This window comes from Pseudomonas sp. Tun-23181 (assembly GCF_057415455.1).
In genome coordinates this window covers 3,891,534-3,910,163 of sequence record NZ_CM171630.1, presented here as the reverse complement: position 1 = coordinate 3,910,163, position 18,630 = coordinate 3,891,534, and the positions used below count along the sequence as shown (strand labels likewise).

The 18,630-nt window shown below is 61.9% G+C and carries 15 protein-coding genes and 1 pseudogene; 3 read left to right on the top strand and 13 right to left on the bottom strand.

The window, feature by feature from the left end; all coding sequences use genetic code 11:
- Nucleotide 1 precedes the first annotated feature (1 nt).
- From ACDI39_RS18570 to ACDI39_RS18550, 5 genes and pseudogenes are all read right to left on the bottom strand, one after another.
- Nucleotides 2-2,389 carry a tyrosine-type recombinase/integrase gene (locus tag ACDI39_RS18570; protein WP_486536980.1) on the bottom strand — a complete coding sequence of 796 codons (2,388 nt, stop codon included), beginning with the start codon at nt 2,387-2,389 and terminating at the stop codon, nt 2-4.
- Nucleotides 2,386-3,573 (bottom strand): tyrosine-type recombinase/integrase, encoded by a 1,188-nt coding sequence (locus ACDI39_RS18565; RefSeq protein ID WP_230684661.1) that lies wholly within the window; start codon nt 3,571-3,573, stop codon nt 2,386-2,388. Before ACDI39_RS18565 ends, ACDI39_RS18570 begins: the two co-directional genes overlap by 4 nt.
- Nucleotides 3,574-3,754: 181 nt before the next feature.
- Nucleotides 3,755-4,414 (bottom strand): annotated as a pseudogene (locus ACDI39_RS18560) (thymidylate synthase); the annotation flags it as partial.
- A 49-nt stretch (nt 4,415-4,463) separates the two neighbouring features.
- On the bottom strand, nt 4,464-5,273 hold the full coding sequence (gene lgt, locus ACDI39_RS18555) for a prolipoprotein diacylglyceryl transferase (protein WP_225787597.1): 810 nt from the start codon (nt 5,271-5,273) through the stop codon (nt 4,464-4,466).
- Nucleotides 5,274-5,302: 29 nt separating this feature from the next.
- Entirely contained in the window at nt 5,303-6,085 is a 783-nt protein-coding gene (locus tag ACDI39_RS18550) for a sulfite exporter TauE/SafE family protein (protein ID WP_225787598.1), read from the bottom strand.
- 131 nt (nt 6,086-6,216) lie between these two features.
- Here ACDI39_RS18550 and ACDI39_RS18545 point away from each other — a divergent pair, with 131 nt between their 5' ends.
- Complete coding sequence (locus ACDI39_RS18545) at nt 6,217-6,963, top strand: NRDE family protein (RefSeq protein ID WP_225787599.1); 747 nt, start codon at nt 6,217-6,219, stop codon at nt 6,961-6,963.
- 181 nt (nt 6,964-7,144) lie between these two features.
- On the opposite strand, the gene ptsP is transcribed toward ACDI39_RS18545, so the two are convergent.
- From ptsP to ilvA, 4 genes are all read right to left on the bottom strand, one after another.
- Entirely contained in the window at nt 7,145-9,424 is a 2,280-nt protein-coding gene (gene ptsP, locus ACDI39_RS18540; RefSeq protein ID WP_225787600.1) for a phosphoenolpyruvate--protein phosphotransferase, read from the bottom strand.
- Between the two features lie 22 nt (nt 9,425-9,446).
- Complete coding sequence (locus ACDI39_RS18535; protein WP_225787601.1) at nt 9,447-9,926, bottom strand: RNA pyrophosphohydrolase; 480 nt, start codon at nt 9,924-9,926, stop codon at nt 9,447-9,449.
- Nucleotides 9,927-10,128: 202 nt separating this feature from the next.
- On the bottom strand, nt 10,129-10,554 hold the full coding sequence (locus tag ACDI39_RS18530; protein WP_253079844.1) for a DUF2269 domain-containing protein: 426 nt from the start codon (nt 10,552-10,554) through the stop codon (nt 10,129-10,131).
- A gap of 38 nt (nt 10,555-10,592) precedes the next feature.
- Nucleotides 10,593-12,107 carry a threonine ammonia-lyase, biosynthetic gene (gene ilvA, locus ACDI39_RS18525; protein ID WP_253090973.1) on the bottom strand — a complete coding sequence of 505 codons (1,515 nt, stop codon included), beginning with the start codon at nt 12,105-12,107 and terminating at the stop codon, nt 10,593-10,595.
- Between the two features lie 134 nt (nt 12,108-12,241).
- Between ilvA and rpiA the strand changes: the two genes are divergently transcribed.
- Nucleotides 12,242-12,916, top strand: a complete 675-nt coding sequence (rpiA, locus tag ACDI39_RS18520) for a ribose-5-phosphate isomerase RpiA (RefSeq protein WP_225787604.1) — start codon at nt 12,242-12,244, stop codon at nt 12,914-12,916.
- A gap of 121 nt (nt 12,917-13,037) precedes the next feature.
- On the opposite strand, the gene ACDI39_RS18515 is transcribed toward rpiA, so the two are convergent.
- From ACDI39_RS18515 to ACDI39_RS18500, 4 genes are all read right to left on the bottom strand, one after another.
- Nucleotides 13,038-13,949, bottom strand: a complete 912-nt coding sequence (locus tag ACDI39_RS18515) for an SdiA-regulated domain-containing protein (protein ID WP_225787605.1) — start codon at nt 13,947-13,949, stop codon at nt 13,038-13,040.
- Between the two features lie 89 nt (nt 13,950-14,038).
- Nucleotides 14,039-14,965, bottom strand: a complete 927-nt coding sequence (locus ACDI39_RS18510; RefSeq protein ID WP_253079843.1) for an SdiA-regulated domain-containing protein — start codon at nt 14,963-14,965, stop codon at nt 14,039-14,041.
- Nucleotides 14,966-15,121: 156 nt separating this feature from the next.
- Nucleotides 15,122-15,787 (bottom strand): fumarylacetoacetate hydrolase family protein, encoded by a 666-nt coding sequence (locus ACDI39_RS18505; protein WP_225787607.1) that lies wholly within the window; start codon nt 15,785-15,787, stop codon nt 15,122-15,124.
- A gap of 20 nt (nt 15,788-15,807) precedes the next feature.
- Nucleotides 15,808-17,205: an FAD-binding oxidoreductase gene (locus tag ACDI39_RS18500; protein WP_253079842.1), complete on the bottom strand. Its 1,398-nt coding sequence runs from the start codon at nt 17,203-17,205 to the stop codon at nt 15,808-15,810.
- 169 nt (nt 17,206-17,374) lie between these two features.
- On the opposite strand from ACDI39_RS18500, the gene serA reads away from it, so the two are divergent.
- A complete protein-coding gene (gene serA, locus ACDI39_RS18495; RefSeq protein ID WP_225787609.1) occupies nt 17,375-18,604 on the top strand; it encodes a phosphoglycerate dehydrogenase in 1,230 nt (409 codons plus the stop codon).
- The last annotated feature ends 26 nt before the right edge of the window (nt 18,605-18,630 follow it).

The following is an 18,630-nucleotide window of genomic DNA, read 5'->3' as shown; positions in this document are numbered from 1 at the left end:
ATTACAACCCCACGCCATCAATAAGAATAGTAGTATCTACAAACTCAGCAAATCGACGCCCCTCGGCAAGCTCTTCAGCAGTAAAATCAGATTTATCACCAATGATACTTTCGAGCAGCGACAAGTTCTCATGCACTACATGCCCATAAGGGGTATCCATGACTCGGCTGACCTCAGCGAGTTTTCGATAATCCCGCTCCATGGCAAATAGCTCAGGCAGGTTGGAAGCAGTGAGCAGGACGTTCTCACAGCCCAAGCACATGTTGTACATGGAGCATGGTCGCCCAGGTACATAAGTGCTCAACCTCTTGATGAAATCTGGGGGGTTGAAGATGTTTTTGCAACTTGCCAAGGGTGTCTTGAAGATCACCGCTGGCGCATCGATCTGTACGACCTCGACAAGATTTTCGAATTGTGTCTCGTGCTGCTTGGGCGCAATAGCCAGATCTGCCGCCTCAACCGCACGATCGTGAAGCTCCCGTAGCGCTACATCGAGCTTGGCACGCGCGACGGTGTTGAAGTCCATGCGATCGAGGTAGGCTTGGGTGGTCTTGATGTTTTTGTGGCCCAGGATCAGCTGAATCTCACGAATCGGTACGCCACGCTCTACAAGCTCGCTGATAAAGCTCGGACGAAGGCGCGCAGGTGTCAGATTCAGCGGGGTGCCTTCATCGCTGAGGATGCCTTTACGTTGCGCGTAGCTGTTGAAGACAGACGTTACGAACCCGTTCTTACCCGTGGTAAACGACTTAACCTCAAGGAAAGCGCCGGGCGAACTCGATTGCCAGATGAATAGGCTGTTTCTCGCTTTCTCAGGCGCAGCGCCACGGAACCCCTCAGTGAGGGCCTCCACGTCCTTGAAGACTTTCGCTACCGCTTCAGCCTGAGAAGTGGTGAGCCAAGTGATATCCGCATCAAAGAGATCAACGGGCATCACCTTTCCGCCACCTGAGCGCTCCTTCCAATATTTCAAGCAGGCACGCCCAGTCAGCTCATGCTGCGGCTCGAAGTCGCCTAAATTCAGATATTTTAGCGAATCCGCATTAAGACCCGTTATTTGTCCCAATTTAATCGCAAACGGTGCGATAACTTGGGAGTCGATAACATAATGCGTACCCCAGCTTTCTAGGAGCTCACGCAGGCCTACACCAGAACGACTAACGATGCCCCAGAACGCATCAGTGTATAAATCACCCTTAGTTCTCGATCTCGTACCTACCACATTGCAGTTCAGTTTGTTTTCGAAAATCCACCGGGCATTGTCGAGCGTACCGAATCCCTTTTTCACTTGGCCATTGGAGCCGATAGGATCTTCACCAACACCGGAAAACTGATATGGCTGCGCGAGCGCGTTGTTGCGCAAAATGTCTTCATCTACGCATGCGGCGATCCGTCGACGCTCGGAACTGGTGTACGGACGATACTGATCCGTGACTCGATCAGCATCGAACCCCTGACAGTTCATAAAGTCAGGCCCAGCGTAGCCCTTAAGATTCTTGATGGTGGTGAGAGTTTTTCGGAGCGCACTGAGCAAGGTATTGGCAAAGGTTGGAGACAACTCTCCACGAACTATCATCTGCTCCAGATGGCTGTAGACACGGGGAAGGATGAAGGCATCCAAGGTGACAGCTATGGGCTCGCTTCCGGTGAGCCCCCGCTCAAGGAAAAACCGCGACACAAGGTTGAACGCGTCGAGGTAGTTGCGCTCGCCCGAATCGCTCGCCGTTTTCAACGAAGCAATTGCAAATGCGTGCTTGAGATCATTGAATGGCTTAACCTCTGAGGCTGCCTCAAGGTCGGCTATGGTCACGAACTCTTTCATTCGCAGGCGCTTAAAATCAACGAGGATAGGTTCCTGAGGAACATATTCTTCTTTGTTTTCGCGCCGCTCTTTGACAGTTTGGTAGTCGCTGGAGATTACTCCAAGGCGCTGAAGGTCTTGGTTGATTTCATTATAAGCGCTGGCAACGCTGGCGTAGCGACTCAGCTGGGACTCAATGCCCTCTAAGCCTGGCACCAATGTAAGACCGCGACGAATGCTCAGCTTGTTGCCGAAAATAGGAAGCTTGCGCTTATCCTCCTCTGGAAGGCTCTTGTACCAACCCAAGACCTTGAGGCGCCAATTGCACCCCGCAGCAGACTCACCAAGATGGATTGCTCCACTGATGCACATATCCAAGATGATTTTCTGTTCCGCCAACTCGAATACCTCAAGTGACGGGTTAAGATCTTTGCTTGCAATATAAGAAGCACTTAGCGTGAGCGGAGCATACATTCCGCTATCATTATCACTAAGTTCGATCTCGTAGTAACCGTGCGGATCCTCTTCCAGCTCCTTCAACCAGCTGTATACCCGCATGCCTCCGATGGCGCGCTCATGAGTAGTCATTTTTTATCTCCCAAACGGATTTTGAGCGCGGTCTCGGCAACGAGGGCCGCCATGCTACTTTCCTTAGTTGCTATCTTTCCATTAGAGGAATGGCAGATGCGGAAGACTTCTTGCGGAAGTTGAAGGTAATGCCTTTCGGTAGTGGCGCTGCTGCTATGCCCCAACGACAACTGAGCCGCGACCAGATTATCCAAATAGGTCTTACCCAAGTCAGGGCTGGTCATGATTTCGTACCCATGTCCATGGCGAAGCTTGTGCGGAGAGACACTGCGATCTAGCCGCTTACTTTTTATAGCTCGCTCCGATACCCGCTCAAGCAGTTTGCTGACAGAATCTGCGTTGAATGGAGAGCCCTCTGAGTTGAAAAAGCAGGGAGTGACATCGGCGGACTCATACTGTCTCGCGTATTTTCGGTACAAAGGAGTAGCATGATAGCGCTTGATACGTTCAAGCGTAGACTTACTCACAATTGCATATCGCTCTTTAAGCTCTTGCCCGCGCCCCTTGCTACCCTCGATGAAAAGTGGGCAATAATCGGGATGTATCCACTCAATATCGTTTTCACCGATGAAGTTAGCGCGGGAGAATTCCAGGGCTTTGTTGACCGCACCAAGAGTAATCCTGCCAACCTCGCTCCGACGAATACCCGCATCAAAGATTGTCTGCAGGAGAACCCGTTCCCTTTCACTTTCAGTGCTCAAGATGAGTGCCTTCAGATCTTTGAGCGAACATGGCTCGATCAGTTTCTTCTTCGGCGGCGGGGAAATGAATCCAGCTGCATACGGATTATCTTCTCGCAGAGCGGGTTGATGATTGCGGCCAACACACAAGAAGTCGTTGAATAGGGCAGCGTAACAACCATCTCTGTTCCGGATAGTTACCGACGACAAACCTTCAACCTCGCGCAGATGAATGAAGTATCTGGCGATTCCCTGCTGGCTTACATTGAGGAGGATTTCATCCCAAGATGAATTGTGGAACGTGGTAGTTCCTTTAAGGTTTTCGAGCAAGTAGCCGATATTTCGCCCATATGTTTCAGCAGAAGCAAAGGAGAGATTCGCGGTTTTAATAGCTTGGGTGAGGTACTCACTTACAAGCGGAACGAGCCTCTCTTCTGAGTCAAAAAGCCCCACCGCCGTCACGGATGCCAGGCCAGCTGCGTGTGGCCCGTCTTCGTTGAGCATCGACCCGCCTAGGTCGATCATTTGATTTTGTGTGACTACAACCTTCACCGACTACCCCCTTTTGAAGGCCGCCCATCCTATGCAGAATGTGCAACTTGTCAAGGTCAAGATAAAGTCGGGAGAGAGGCAAATTTTTTTACGCTGCTAGCACGTACTGTGCGTTATTAGCTGCGTCATATAAAAGGCCCAGGTCGTTGGAACGGATGTAGAGGGTCAGGGAAATCTCCTTCGTCTCGACATTCGGGTGGAACTGGTACAGCAGGTGGCACGGCGGCAGGGCCATCTCGTCGAGCTGGGCGCAGTTCCAGCCATGGAACAGGATGCGCCGGCTGCCCGGGTCGTTGGCGATGGTGTCCAGGCACTGGCGCACCTGGTCGATGGCCTTGTACAGGATGACGAACGCCTGGCCGTCTTCCTCGTCCTGGGCGATCTTGCGAAAGCCCTGCCCCTCGGCCATCGCGATGGCCGCCGGATTGCTCAGCGGAATGCGCTTGTAGCCCGGCCACTGGCGCCATTGCACGCCGTAGATCTCACCCAGGTCGTCATGCCCCTGGCGGAACGGGTTGGCCAGCCACTGGGCATTCTCGTTGGCATTCTGGTCCCAGACCTTGCAGCCCAGCTCACGGAACTGCCCGGCGTTCTTCACGCCGCGCAAGAAACCGACCATCTCGCCGATCGCCGACTTGAACGCCAGCTTGCGCGTGGTGATGGCCGGAAAGCCCTTCTGCAGGTCGAAGCGCAGCATGGCGCCCGGCAGGCTGATGGTGCGGATGCCGGTGCGGTTCTCCTGCAGGGTGCCGTTCTCGATGACGTCACGGACCAGATCTAGATACTGTTTCATGGCTTACCTGTAGCAAGGACGGCAGGGGGATCGCCCCTGCCGCATGGATTCAAGCGGCGGCCTTGGCCGTGGGTGTACGGTGATAGGCCCACCAGATCAGGCCGATGCCACCAAGGATCATCGGCACGCAGAGCAACTGGCCCATGGTCAGCCAGCCGAAGGCGATGTAGCCGAGCTGGGCATCCGGTACCCGGACGAACTCGACGATGAAGCGGAAGATGCCGTAGAACAGGGCGAACATGCCCGACACCGCCATGGTGGGACGCGGCTTGCGCGAGAACGCCCAGAGAATCAGGAATAGTGCCACACCTTCCAGGGCGAACTGGTACAGCTGCGACGGGTGGCGCGGCAATTGGGCGGGGTCGCTGAACGGCGGGAAGATCATCGCCCAGGGCACGTCGGTCGGCTTGCCCCACAGCTCGGCGTTGATGAAGTTGCCGATGCGCCCGGCCCCCAGGCCGATCGGCACCAGCGGGGCGACGAAGTCCATCAGCTCGAAGAACGACTTGTTGTGGCGCTTGCCGAACCACAGCGCCGCCAACATCACGCCGATGAAGCCACCGTGGAACGACATGCCGCCCTTCCACACTTCGAGGATCAGCGTCGGGTTGGCCAGGTAGGCGTGCAAGTCGTAGAACAGCACGTAGCCCAGGCGCCCGCCGACGATCACCCCCATCGACAACCAGAACACCAGGTCGGAGAGCTTCTCGCGGTTCCAGGTGGGGTCGAAGCGCTTCAGCCGGCGCGAGGCGAGCAGCCAGGCACCGCCGATGCCGATCAGGTACATCAAGCCGTACCAGTGGATTTTCAGCGGCCCGATGGCGATGGCCACGGGGTCGATCTGCGGGTAAGGCAGCATGTAGGGTCCTCTCGGTTCGAATCAGGAAGCTAGATCAAGAAGCTCAGGCCAACGCAGAACAGCAGCGCGGCGAACAGGCGCTTGAGCAGCCGCGGCGACAGCCTGTGCGCCAGGCGCGCGCCGAAGCGGGCGAAGAACATGCTGGTCACGGCGATGCCGACCAGCGCCGGCAGGTAGACGTAGCCCAGGCTGTGGGCCGGCAGGTGCGCCTCGTGCCAGCCGAGCCACATGAAGCCCAGGGCACTGGCCAGGGCGATCGGCAGGCCGCAGGCCGAGGACGTGGCCACCGCCTGCTGCATCGGCAGGCTGCGCCAGGTCAGGAACGGCACGGTCAGCGAGCCGCCACCGATGCCGAAGATCGCCGAGGCCCAGCCGATCACCCCACCGGCGGCGGCCAGCATCGGCTTGCCGGGGATACCGCGGCTGGCCTTGGGCTTGAGGTCGAGGGCCATCTGCGCGGCGATGACCAAGGCGAACACGCCGATGATCTTCTGCAGCATGGGGCCCTGGATCAACGAGGCGGTCTTGGCACCGATGCCGGCACCGATGAGGATGCCCAGGGTCATCCAGGCGAAGATCGGCCAGCGCACCGCGCCCTTGCGCTGGTGCTCCAGCACGGCGTTGATCGAGGTGAAGACGATGGTCGCCAGCGAGGTACCGACCGCCAGGTGGGTCAGCACGGCGGGGTCGAAGCCCTGCAAGGTGAAGCTGAACACCAGCACCGGCACGATGATGATGCCGCCACCCACGCCGAACAGCCCGGCCAGCACGCCGGCGCATGCGCCCAACAGCAGATAGAGTACGAACTCCATTCGTCGCCCCCCAGGAAAACAATCCGGCATGGTAACGGAAGCCGACCCCAGGGCTCTAGTGAAGTCTGTGTCAGATGATGGATAGAGGCAGGCGCAATGGGTAGAGTGGCGGAAAACAACGAGGCCATGCCATGTGCCTGATCGTATTCGCCTGGCGGCCAGGGCATGCCCTGCCGCTGATCGTCGCGGCCAACCGTGACGAGTTCTATGCCCGGCCGACCCAGGCCCTGGCCGCCTGGGAGGACGCCCCGGGCGTACATGCCGGACGCGATCTGGAGGCCGGCGGGACCTGGCTCGGCGTCGGGCCCGGCGGGCGCTTCGCCGCCCTGACCAACATTCGTGACCCCAGTTCGCCCCCGGGGCCTCGTTCACGGGGCGAGCTGGTGGCGGGCTACCTGCGCGGCGACTCGGGCATGGAGGCGTATCTCGATCAGGTGGCCAGCCGCAGCACCCAGTATTCCGGCTTCAACCTGCTGGTGGGCGATGGCGAACGCCTGGGTTACCTGCATGCCCGCGAGGCCGCGCCGCGCTTGTTGGGCCCTGGGGTGTACGGGCTGTCCAATGCCGGGCTGGATACGCCGTGGCCCAAGCTGCTCAAGGCACGCAGCGGGCTGGAGGGCTTGCTCGGGTCGCCCGAGCCGCAGCGGCTGCTGGCATTGCTGGCCGATGCTGAGCCTGCAGCGGAGACGGAATTGCCGGAAACCGGGGTGGGCCTGGCCACGGAGAAGCTGTTGTCGAGCGTGTTCATCGCCAGCCAGAACTATGGGACGCGGGCCAGTACCGTGTTGATCGTCGATGACCAGGGGAAAAGACGGATCATCGAACGCAGCTTCGGGCCCTTTGGCGGGCACCTCGGGGAAGTGGAGCTACTGGTCTGAGCCGGTGCCGGTCAGTTAGCTTTTCTGCTGCCATTCGGGGCCGCTTCGCGCCCCATCGCCGGCAAGCCGACTCCCACAAGGTCGAGTCGATCACGAATGATGCGGTTTGCACGTCCCTGTGGGAGCCGGCTTGCCGGCGATGGCTGCAAAGCAGCCCCAGCATACAGAGCCCCAACGATGCCTACAGCGTCTTGTTGGCCCCAGGCCCGATCATTCGCGCCAGCCCCAGGTTCTTCAGCGCCAGTTGCAATGAACTGTGGATGACCTGCGGGTTGTCATGGGCCAAGGCTTCGGTCAGCAGCTCCTTGGCCTTGCTCATGTTGATCTGGCGCAGCATCCACTTGACCTTGGGCAGGTTGGTGGCGTTCATCGACAGGCTGTCGAACCCCATCGCCATCAACAACACGGCCGCCGCCGGGTCGCCGGCCATCTCGCCACAGATGCTCACCGGCTTGCCTTCGCCGTGGGCCTCGCGGACCACCGTCAACAGGGCCTGCAGCACCGCCGGATGAAGGTAGTCGTACAGGTCGGCGACCCGTGGGTTGTTGCGGTCGACGGCCAGCAGGTACTGGGTCAGGTCGTTGGAACCGACCGAGAGGAAGTCCACCTGCCGCGCCAGTTCCCGGGTCTGGTAGACCGCGGCGGGGATCTCGACCATCACCCCGACCGGCGGCATCGGCACGTCGGTGCCCTCGTCGCGCACCTCGCCCCAGGCACGGTGGATCAGGTGCAGGGCTTCTTCCAGTTCGTGGATGCCGGAAATCATCGGCAGCAGGATGCGCAGGTTGTTCAGCCCCTCGCTGGCCTTGAGCATGGCGCGGGTCTGGACCAGGAATATCTCCGGGTGATCGAGGGTGACGCGGATACCACGCCAGCCCAGGAACGGGTTCTCTTCCTTGATCGGGAAGTACGAAAGCGCCTTGTCGCCGCCGATGTCGAGGGTGCGCATGGTCACCGGCAACGGGTGGAACGCCGCCAGTTGCTCGCGGTAGATCGCCAACTGCTCCTTTTCGCTGGGGAAGCGCTGGTTGATCATGAACGGCACTTCGGTGCGGTACAAGCCGACGCCCTCGGCGCCACGCTGCTGGGCGCGGGCCACGTCAGCGAGCAGGCCGGTGTTGACCCACAGCGGCATGCGATGGCCATCCGGGGTGACGCACGGCAACTCGCGCAGGGCGTCCAGGCCCTGGGCCAGCTGGCGCTCCTCCTCGACCACGTCGCTGTACTGCTTGCGCAATACCTCGCCCGGGTTGGTGAACACCTCGCCCTTGTAGCCGTCGACGATCATCTCGATGCCGTCGACCTTCGAATACGGCAGGTCGACCACGCCCATGACCGTGGGGATACCCATGGCCCTGGCCAGGATCGCCACGTGGGAGTTGCCCGAGCCGAGCACCGAGACCAGGCCCACCAGCTTGCCTTCCGGCACCTCGCCGAGCATGGCCGGGGTCAGCTCCTCGCTGACCAGGATGGTATTGTCCGGGTACACCAGCGACAGCGAGCGGGCTTCCTGAAGATAGGCTAGCAGGCGCCGGCCCAGGTCCTTGACGTCCGAGGCGCGCTCGCGCAGGTAGTCGTCGTCCATCAGCTCGAAGCGGTTGACGTGCTCGCCAACCACCTGGCGCAGGGCGCCTTGGGCCCACTGGCCAGTCTTGATGACCTCGATCACCTCGCCACCCAGGGCGGCATCGTCGAGCATCATCAGGTAGACGTCGAACAGCGCCCGTTCTTCCGGGCGCAACTGGGTGGCGAGCTTGGCCGACAGCTTGCGCATGTCGGCACGCACACCCTCGAGGGCGTTGTTGAACAGCTTGAGTTCGGTGTCGATGTCATCGACGGTCTTGTCCGGGACCACCTCCAGGTCGGCCGGCGGCAGCATGACCAGGGCCCGTCCGACGGCCGCGCCCGGCGAGCCCGGCACGCCGACGAAGCGCGCCTCCTGGATGCCCTTGCCCTGGCGACCGAGGCCACGGATCGAGCCTGTGGCCTCGGCATGGGCGATGACGCCGGCGAGCTGGGCGCTCATGGTGACCAGGAAGGCTTCCTCGCCCTCGTCGAACTGGCGGCGCTCCTTTTGCTGGATGACCAGCACCCCGACCACACGGCGGTGGTGGATGATCGGCGCACCCAGGAAGGAGGCGAAGCGCTCCTCGCCGGTCTCGGCGAAGTAGCGGTAACGGGGGTGGGCGGCGGCGTTCTCCAGGTTCAACGGCTCTTCCCGGGTCCCGACCAGGCCGACCAGGCCCTCGTTGGGGGCCATGCTGACCTTGCCGATGGAGCGCTTGTTCAGGCCCTCGGTGGCCATCAGCACGAAACGGTTGGTGTCCGGGTCGAGCAGGTACACCGAGCAGACCTGGCTGCCCATGGCTTCCTTGACGCGCAAGACAATGATCCCCAGCGCCGTCTTGAGATCTTTGGCGGAGTTCACTTCCTGGACGATCTTGCGCAGCGTATTGAGCATGGCTCGGGGTCGGACTCCGTCTTCAGTCGCGCGTCAGCAGGCGCGGGGCTAGCTCTTTCAGGGCGCGCCGGTACACCTCGCGCTTGAAGGTCACCACCTGGCCCAGCGGATACCAATAGCTGACCCAGCGCCAGCCGTCGAACTCCGGTTTGCCGGTCAGGTCCATGCGCACCCGCTGCTCGTTGGTCACCAGGCGCAGCAGGAACCACTTCTGCTTCTGGCCGATGCACAGCGGCTGGCTGTGGGTGCGCACCAGGCGCTGGGGTAAACGATAACGCAACCAGCCACGGGTGCAGGCAAGTATTTCCACATCCTCGCGTTCCAGGCCAACTTCTTCGTTCAGCTCGCGGTACAGGGCGTCTTCCGGCGTCTCGTCAGGGTTGATGCCACCCTGGGGAAATTGCCAGGCATCCTGGTTGATCCGCCGAGCCCATAGCACCTGCCCGGCATCATTCGTGAGAATGATCCCGACATTGGGGCGAAAACCATCCGGGTCGATCACGGCAGCAACCTCGCAAACGCATGTCAACGCATTGTTCCACAAAGCTCACGAGCGCAGCAACGCGCCCGCCGAGCTTATGTGCGGCGAGGTGGAAGGTCGGTGTTGCACGGGCATCCCCGGGATGCCGAACAGGTGGCCGGAATGTGTCTGGGGCATCGGATCATCGAGCATGGCCTTGGGGCGGCCTGGCAGCCCCAAGGATCTAGACCGGCTTGGCGCCCATCAGCCCGGCGATGGAGAGGAAGCACACCCCGCTGAACACCGCCAGCGCCAAGGTGAAGCGCAACCCGGTAGGCTCAGCCTTGCGCAGCCGGTTCAGCCGCACCAACAACCACCAGGCGCTGAAGGCTCCGAGGGTGTAGATGACGCTGGACGCCAACACCCAGGTCTGCCCCAGGGGCCAGCCGATCAGGTGCACCAGCCACCAGCCGGTGAACGGCATGCTCACCAGGCACACCCCCATCACCAACCAGACGAACAACAACGGCCGGCGCAGCAACTTGCCATAGGCCTCGACATCGCCGCGCCGGCGCGCACGCCAGGTCCAGACGGCCAGCCCCAGGCCACCGAGGAGCAGCAGCACGGTGCTGAGAATATGCAGGGTCTTGAGCGTGGTCAGGTATTCCATGTCTTCACGTCCTTGAGCGTTACGCCAAGCTTAGCTACTCAACCCAGGAACAGCGTATAAGCCGGGTTGTCGGTCTCGTCCCAGTATGGATAGCCGATCTTGGCCAGGGCCGCCGGTACCAGGTGGCGTTCGTCGTCCGGCACCTGCAGGCCCGCGACCACACGGCCATCGGCCGCGCCGTGGTTGCGGTAGTGGAACATGGAGATGTTCCAGCGCCCGCCCAGCTTGTTGAGGAAGTTGAACAGCGCACCCGGCCGCTCGGGGAACTCGAAGCGCAGCACGATTTCGTCGCTGACGCTGGCGGAGTGGCCGCCGACCATATGGCGGATGTGCAGCTTGGCCAGTTCGTTGTCGGTCAGGTCGGTGACGGGGAAACCCTGATCGATCAGGTGCTGCACCAGCGCCGCCCGCGGGTCGGTTTCCGGGTGGGTCTGCACGCCGACGAAGATATGCGCCTCCTTGTCGGCGTGGTAGCGGTAGTTGAACTCGGTGATCTGGCGCTTGCCGATGGCCTCGCAGAAGGCCTTGAAGCTGCCCGGGCGCTCGGGGATGGTCACGGCGATGATCGCTTCGCGCTTTTCGCCCAGCTCGGCGCGCTCGGCCACGTGGCGCAGGCGGTCGAAGTTGACGTTGGCCCCCGAGTCGATGGCCACCAGGGTCTGCCCCGTCACGCCGTGGAGCTCGACGTAGCGCTTGATGCCGGCCACGCCCAAGGCGCCGGCAGGTTCGGTGATCGAGCGGGTATCGTCGTAGATATCCTTGATTGCCGCGCAGATCTCGTCGGTACTGACGGTCACCACCTCGTCCACATGGTGCCTGCAGATGTCGAAGGTGTGCTGGCCGATCTGCGCCACCGCCACGCCATCGGCGAACAGCCCCACCTGCGGCAGCACCACGCGCTCGCCGGCAGCCATGGCGGCCTGCAGGCAGTTGGAGTCGTCCGGCTCGACGCCGATGATCTTGATGTCCGGGCGCAGGTACTTCACATAGGCGGCGATACCGGCGATCAGGCCGCCACCGCCGACCGGCACGAAGATCGCGTCCAATCGGCCCGGGTGCTGGCGCAGGATTTCCATGGCCACGGTGCCCTGCCCGGCGATGGTGTGTGGATCGTCATAGGGATGGATATAGACGTAGCCCTTTTCCTCGACCAGCTTCAGCGAGTAGGCCAGCGCCTCGGGGAAGGAGTCGCCATGCAGCACCACCTTGCCGCCCCGGGAGCGAACGCCCTCGATCTTGATCTCCGGGGTGGTCTTGGGCATCACGATGGTCGCCTTGATACCCAGCTCGCGCGCCGCCAGGGCCACGCCCTGGGCATGGTTGCCAGCCGATGCGGTGACCACGCCGTGGGCCAGTTCCTCCGGGCTCAGTTGCGCCAGCTTGTTGTAGGCCCCGCGGATCTTGAAGGAAAACACCGGCTGCAGGTCCTCGCGCTTGAGCAGGACCTGGTTGCCCAGCCGCTTGCTCAGCTGGCTGGCGCTCTGCAGCGGGGTTTCGACCGCGACGTCGTAGACGCGCGAGGTGAGGATCTTCTTGACGTACTGTTCGAGCATCGGGAAAGCATCACTGGGCCGCGGGACAAGGCCAGGGAGTCTACCCCAGCGCTGCGTCGGGCGACCACAGCAAAGCCGTACGAGCCGTTATACTAGGCGAATTTCCAACCGCCCCCGCCCCTCCCGGAGCCCGCATGACCCAGGACCAACTCAAACAGGCCGTCGCCCAGGCCGCCGTCGACTTCATTCTGCCCAAGCTGGATGAGAAAAGCGTCGTCGGCGTCGGTACCGGTTCGACCGCCAACTTCTTCATCGACGCCCTGGCCAAGCACAAGACCGCCTTCGACGGCGCCGTCGCCAGCTCCGAGGCCACCGCCGAACGCCTGAAGGGCCATGGCATCCCGGTCTACGAGCTGAACAGCGTCAGCGAGCTGGAGTTCTACGTCGATGGCGCCGACGAAAGCGACGCGCACCTGAACCTGATCAAGGGTGGCGGCGCGGCCCTGACCCGCGAGAAGATCGTCGCGGCGGTGGCCAAGACCTTCATCTGCATCGCCGATGCCAGCAAGCTGGTCCCGGTACTGGGCGCCTTCCCGCTGCCGGTCGAGGTGATCCCGATGGCCCGCAGCCATGTGGCGCGCCAACTGGTCAAGCTGGGGGGCGATCCTGTGTACCGCGAAGGCGTGGTGACCGACAACGGCAACGTCATCCTCGATGTGCACAACCTGCAGATCACCGACCCGGTAGGCCTGGAGCGCCAGATCAACGCCATCGTCGGCGTGGTGACCAATGGCCTGTTCGCGGCACGGCCGGCCGACCTGCTGCTGCTGGGCACCGCCGAAGGCGTGAAGACCCTCACGGCCGAGTAAGCCAGTCACTTGAATTAGGGCTGCCTTGCAGCCCATCGCCGGCAAGCAGCCCCACACAGGTTCACCGTTGCCCTCGAGCCAGTAGGGGCTTGCCGGCGAATTGGCCAGCCCAGGCCCCGCCTCAATCGGCCGGCTGGCGGAACACGTAGAACAGGTTCGGTTCACTGACCAGGTAGATGGTCCCGGCATCGTCCATGGCGATCCCCTCCGCCTGCGGCACGCTGCGTTCCAAGCCCTGGAACCCCTTGTTCAGCGACAGGGTGCTCAACGGCTTGCCCTTCACATCCAGTTCCACCACCAGCCGAGACTCGTCCGACAGCGCCAGCAGGTGCCCGCTGCGCTCGTCGAACTGCAGGCTCGACAGGTCCCGCACGAACAGCCGCGAATCACGCTTGCGGTCCTGCACCACGTGCACGGCATAGGGCTGCCCGGCATTGTCGTGGGGAAAACCATGGATCTCGTAGATCATCATCGGGTCGCGCTCCTTGGCCACGAACAGGCGCTTGCCCGCCGAATCGTAGGCCAGGCCCTCGAAGCCCTTGTTGCCGCTGCGACCGATAGCGAGGGTCAGTTGCTCGGCATCCTTGGCGTCGAGAAACAGGGTGTCGTCGTCCAGATGCACTCGGATCAACCGCTGCTGGCGCTCATCGGTGATCACGTAGCTGTTGGGTCCGACATACTCCACCGCCTCCGGGTCGCCAAACCCCGTCAGCGGCACCCGGCGCAGGATGCGCCCGTCCAGCGACAGCTCGATCAGCTCCGCGCGCTGGTTGGTAACGGTGAACAGGGTCTTGCGATCAGGGTCGTAGGTCAGCGCCGAGATATCGTCGTCCAGCCCTTCTATGGGCTGGGCCTGGATCACCGCGCGATAGCGATCCAGACCGATGCTCTGCTCGGCAGGCTGCCACCAGGTCTTGAGATTGAACCAGCCGCGCTCGAACAAGCGAAACTCATGGGCCGCCACGCCCAGCAGAAGCAGGACGGCCAGGGCCAGGAAAACAACCAACCGGGTAAGACGTGATGGACGGCGCATGAAGGCAGACTCGACAAAGGAGGCACGAATCTAACCACGAACAGCTGAAGTAAAGCTTAAATGCCAGCATCGAAAACCGGATGATGGCGTCAGTGCTTCCTGAAACGATAGAAAAGATCGGGTTCGCTCACCATGTACAGGTTGCCCCGGTCGTCCATGGCGACGCCCTCGGCCCGTGGGATAGTTTCCTTAAGGCCGTTGAAGCCACCCAGCACCGTCATGAAGCTGACTTGCTCGCCCTTCTCGTCCAGCTCCAGCAGCATGTTGGAATCGGCCGACAACACCAGCAGGTGGCCCGTGCGCGGATCGACGCTCAAGGCAGAAAGATTGCGCAGGTCGAGCTCGTCATTGGGCAGCACCTGTTTCTCGCCCTTGAGCGCACCACGCTCATCCACACCCCAGGTGAACAGCTTCGGCGGCCGCTCCTCGCCGATCACCAGGCGCCGCTGCTGCGGGTCCCAGGCGACCGCTTCGAACCCTTTGTTGCTCTTCACCGACTCGCCCAGGTCGTAGTGCTGGAAATCGGCGTACTTCAGCGACGTGGTGTGGGCATCCACCGTCACCAGGGTGAGGTCGTGCTCACGCTCGTCGACGATCGCCAGTTGCCCGTCTTGCATGACGGCGACCCCTTCCGGATTGCTCCAGCCGACCAGCGGCATCTTGCGCAGCACATCGCCGTCGAGGCTCAGCTCGACCAGGAAGGGGTTCTTGCCCATGACCGCGAACAGGGTACGGGTATGCGGGTTGAAGGCCAGGTCGGAGGCCTCGTCGTCTTCCATCCCCGGCAGGACCTTGGCGTCGATGTCCGCCACGTAGTCCGGCAGCCACACGCTTTCGCGGCGCTCGAGCGTGCTTTCGAAACGTTCCTGCACCCACAGCAGGCCACGATCGTCCCAGTGCATGGCCACGGACAAGCCATAGCCCACCACCACGGCCAGGAGCAGCCAGAATTGCCAACGCAGGAGAACGCCACGCTTGCGCAGCGGAGGAAGGGAAGCACTGGAAGAAAATGCCATTTAAGGTAGTTCCTGGAGGCTGGCCGAGTTCTCCCTAACACCGGCGAATGGACGTTATCGCGTGCATTATCCGGATCATTTGTGAAAAAAACGGCAAAACACCGCCAGGCGGGCACGGCGCACGATGGCAGCCCTAGGGCTGCCGTCGCCACAAGATCAGAGCACGCGGCTTTCGAACCGGCTCGCGCCCGGAAGTTCCAGCACCAGCTCATCGCCCACATTCAGTGGGCCGACGCCGGCCGGGGTACCGGTGAGAATCACGTCGCCCGGCTGCAGGGAAAAGTGCGCGGCGATGTGCTGGATGATCGGCACGATAGGGTTGAGCATCATCGCGCTGTTGCCATCCTGGCGGACTTCACCGTTGATCGACAGGCGGATGCCGATGTCGGCCAGGTCCTCGAAGCAGTCGGCGACCACGAAAGGCGGCAACACACAGGCGCCATCGAAACTCTTGGCCAGCTCCCAGGGCAGGCCCTTTTCCTTGAGCTTGGCCTGGACCTCGCGCAAGGTCAGGTCCAGCGCCGGGGCGAAGCCGGAGATGGCATCGCGCACTTCCTCTTCGGTCGGGTGCGTGGACAGCGGCTTGCCCAGCAGCACGGCGATTTCCGCCTCGTAGTGCACCGCGCCCCGGTCGGTCGGGATCTTGAAGCCATCGTCCAGGGGCACCACGCAACTACCCGGCTTGATGAACAGCAGCGGCTCGCTGGGAATGGGGTTGTCCAGCTCCTTGGCATGTTCGGCATAGTTGCGGCCAATGCACACCACCTTGCCCAGGGGGAAGTGGATGCGTGTGCCGTCTAGGTACTGGTGCTGGTAACTCATGGCCGACTCCTCACTGCTTTTTATTCAGGAGCGAAGATCTTACCCGGATTCATGATGCCGTTCGGGTCGAATACCGCCTTTATCGCCTTCATGCAGGCGATTTCCGCCGGTGAGCGGCTATAGCCCAGGTAGTCGCGCTTGGTCATGCCCACGCCGTGCTCGGCGGAGATCGAACCGTTGTAGCGCTCGACGATCTCGAACACCCATTTGTTGACCGTCGCGCAGCGGGCGAAGAACTCGTCCCTGGCCATGTCGTCGGGCTTGAGGATGTTCAGGTGCAGGTTGCCGTCGCCGATGTGGCCGTACCAGACCACCTCGAAGTCCGGGTAGTGCTCGCCGACGATAGCATCGATGTCGCGCAGGAACGCCGGCACCTTGGACACGGTGACTGAAATGTCGTTCTTGTAGGGCGTCCAGTGGGAGATGGTCTCGGAGATGTACTCGCGCAGCTTCCACAGGTTCTTCAGCTGGGTCTCGCTCTGGCTCATGACGCCGTCGAGCACCCAGCCCTGCTCGACGCAGTGCTCGAAGGTGGCGAGGGCTTCATTGGCCACCTGCTCGGTGCTGGCCTCGAACTCCAGCAAGGCGTAGAACGGGCAGGCGGTGTCGAATGGCGGCGGCACGTCGCCGCGGCCCATGACCTTGGCCAGGGCCTTGTCGGAGAAGAACTCGAAGGCGGTCAGGTCGAGCCGGCCCTGGAATGCATGCAATACCGGCATGATCGAGTCGAAGTCCGGCGTGCCCAGCACCATGGCGGTGAGGTTGCGCGGGGTGCGCTCCAGGCGCATGGTCGCCTCGACCACGAAGCCCAGGGTGCCCTCGGCGCCGATGAACAGCTGGCGCAGGTCGTAGCCGGTGGCGTTCTTGATCAGGTCCTTGTTCAGCTCCAGCAGTTCGCCCTTGCCGGTCACCACCTTGAGGCCGGCGACCCAGTTGCGGGTCATGCCATAGCGAATGACCTTGATCCCACCGGCATTGGTGCCGATGTTGCCGCCGATCTGGCTCGAACCGGACGAGGCGAAATCCACTGGGTAATAAAGGCCGTTGTCCTCGGCGAACTGCTGCAACTGGCGGGTGACCACGCCCGGCTCGCACACCACGGTGCGGTCGAAGGCGTTGAAGTCGAGGATCCGGTTCATGTAGTCGAAGGCCACCACCACCTCGCCATGGGCGGCGACCGCGGCTCCCGACAGGCCGGTGCGCCCGCCCGAAGGCACCAGCGCCACCCTGTGCCGGTTGGCCCACAGGACGATGGCCTGCACCTGCTCGATGGTCTTGGGGAAGACGATGGCGCTGGGTGCGGGCGGAAAATGCTTGGTCCAATCCTTGCCGTAGGCCTCCAGCGAGGCCGGGTCGGTGAGGACCTTGCCAGGGTCGACCAGGGTCATCAGCTCATCAAGTACCGCGGCTTGGGTCATCGGTAGAACTCTCGAACTATTCATAGTCACCCTGAGCACTCTTCACCTGTCGGGATAAGCTCAGATTGTGTCGCGTATGCTAGCATAGCCCTCCCGCTGTTCGTGCTAAGGCCGACGCCGCGCCGCTTCACCCCCTGCCATTTTTTCTCCGGGATACAGGTTTACGCAGATGAGCAAGACTTCTCTCGAAAAGAGCAAGATCAGGTTCCTTCTTCTTGAAGGTGTCCACCAGAATGCGGTCGATACCCTCAAGGCTGCCGGGTACACCAACATCGAGTACCTCACTGGTTCCTTGCCGGAAGCCGAGCTGAAGGAAAAGATCGCCGATGCCCATTTCATCGGCATCCGCTCGCGCACCCAACTGACTGAAGAGATCTTCGACTGCGCGAAGAAACTGGTCGCGGTCGGCTGCTTCTGCATCGGTACCAACCAGGTCGACCTCAACGCGGCCCGCGAGCGCGGCATCGCCGTGTTCAACGCGCCCTACTCCAACACCCGCTCCGTCGCCGAGCTGGTGCTGGCCGAAGCCATCCTGCTGCTGCGCGGCATCCCCGAGAAGAACGCCTCCTGCCACCGTGGCGGCTGGATCAAGAGCGCGGCCAACTCCTTCGAGATCCGTGGCAAGAAGCTGGGCATCGTCGGCTACGGCTCGATCGGCACCCAACTGTCGGTCCTGGCCGAAAGCCTGGGTATGCAGGTCTACTTCTACGACCCGCTGACCAAGCTGCCGCTGGGCAACGCCACCCAGGTGACCAGCCTGCACGAACTGCTGGGCCTGGCCGACATCGTCTCGCTGCACGTGCCTGAGCTGCCCTCCACCCAGTGGATGATCGGCGAGAAGGAAATCCGCGCGATGAAGAAGGGCTCGATCCTCATCAACGCCGCCCGTGGCACCGTAGTCGAGCTGGACCACCTGGCCGCCGCGATCAAGGACAAGCACCTGATCGGCGCTGCCATCGACGTGTTCCCGGTCGAGCCGCGCTCCAACGACGAGCAGTTCGAAAGCCCACTGCGTGGCCTGGACAACGTGATCCTGACCCCGCACATCGGTGGTTCCACCGCCGAGGCCCAGGCCAACATCGGCCTGGAAGTGGCCGAGAAGCTGGTCAAGTACAGCGACAACGGTACCTCGGTATCGTCGGTCAACTTCCCGGAAGTGGCCCTGCCGGCGCACCCGGGCAAGCACCGCCTGCTGCACATCCACCAGAACATCCCGGGCGTGCTCAGCGAAATCAACAAGGTGTTCGCCGAAAACGGCATCAACATCTCCGGCCAGTTCCTGCAGACCGACGAGAAAGTGGGTTACGTGGTCATCGACGTGGATGCCGAGTACTCCGATCTGGCCCAGGAGAAACTCCAGCACGTCAAGGGCACCATCCGCTCCCGCGTACTGTTCTGATCCCAAGGGCTGCGTTGCAGCCCATC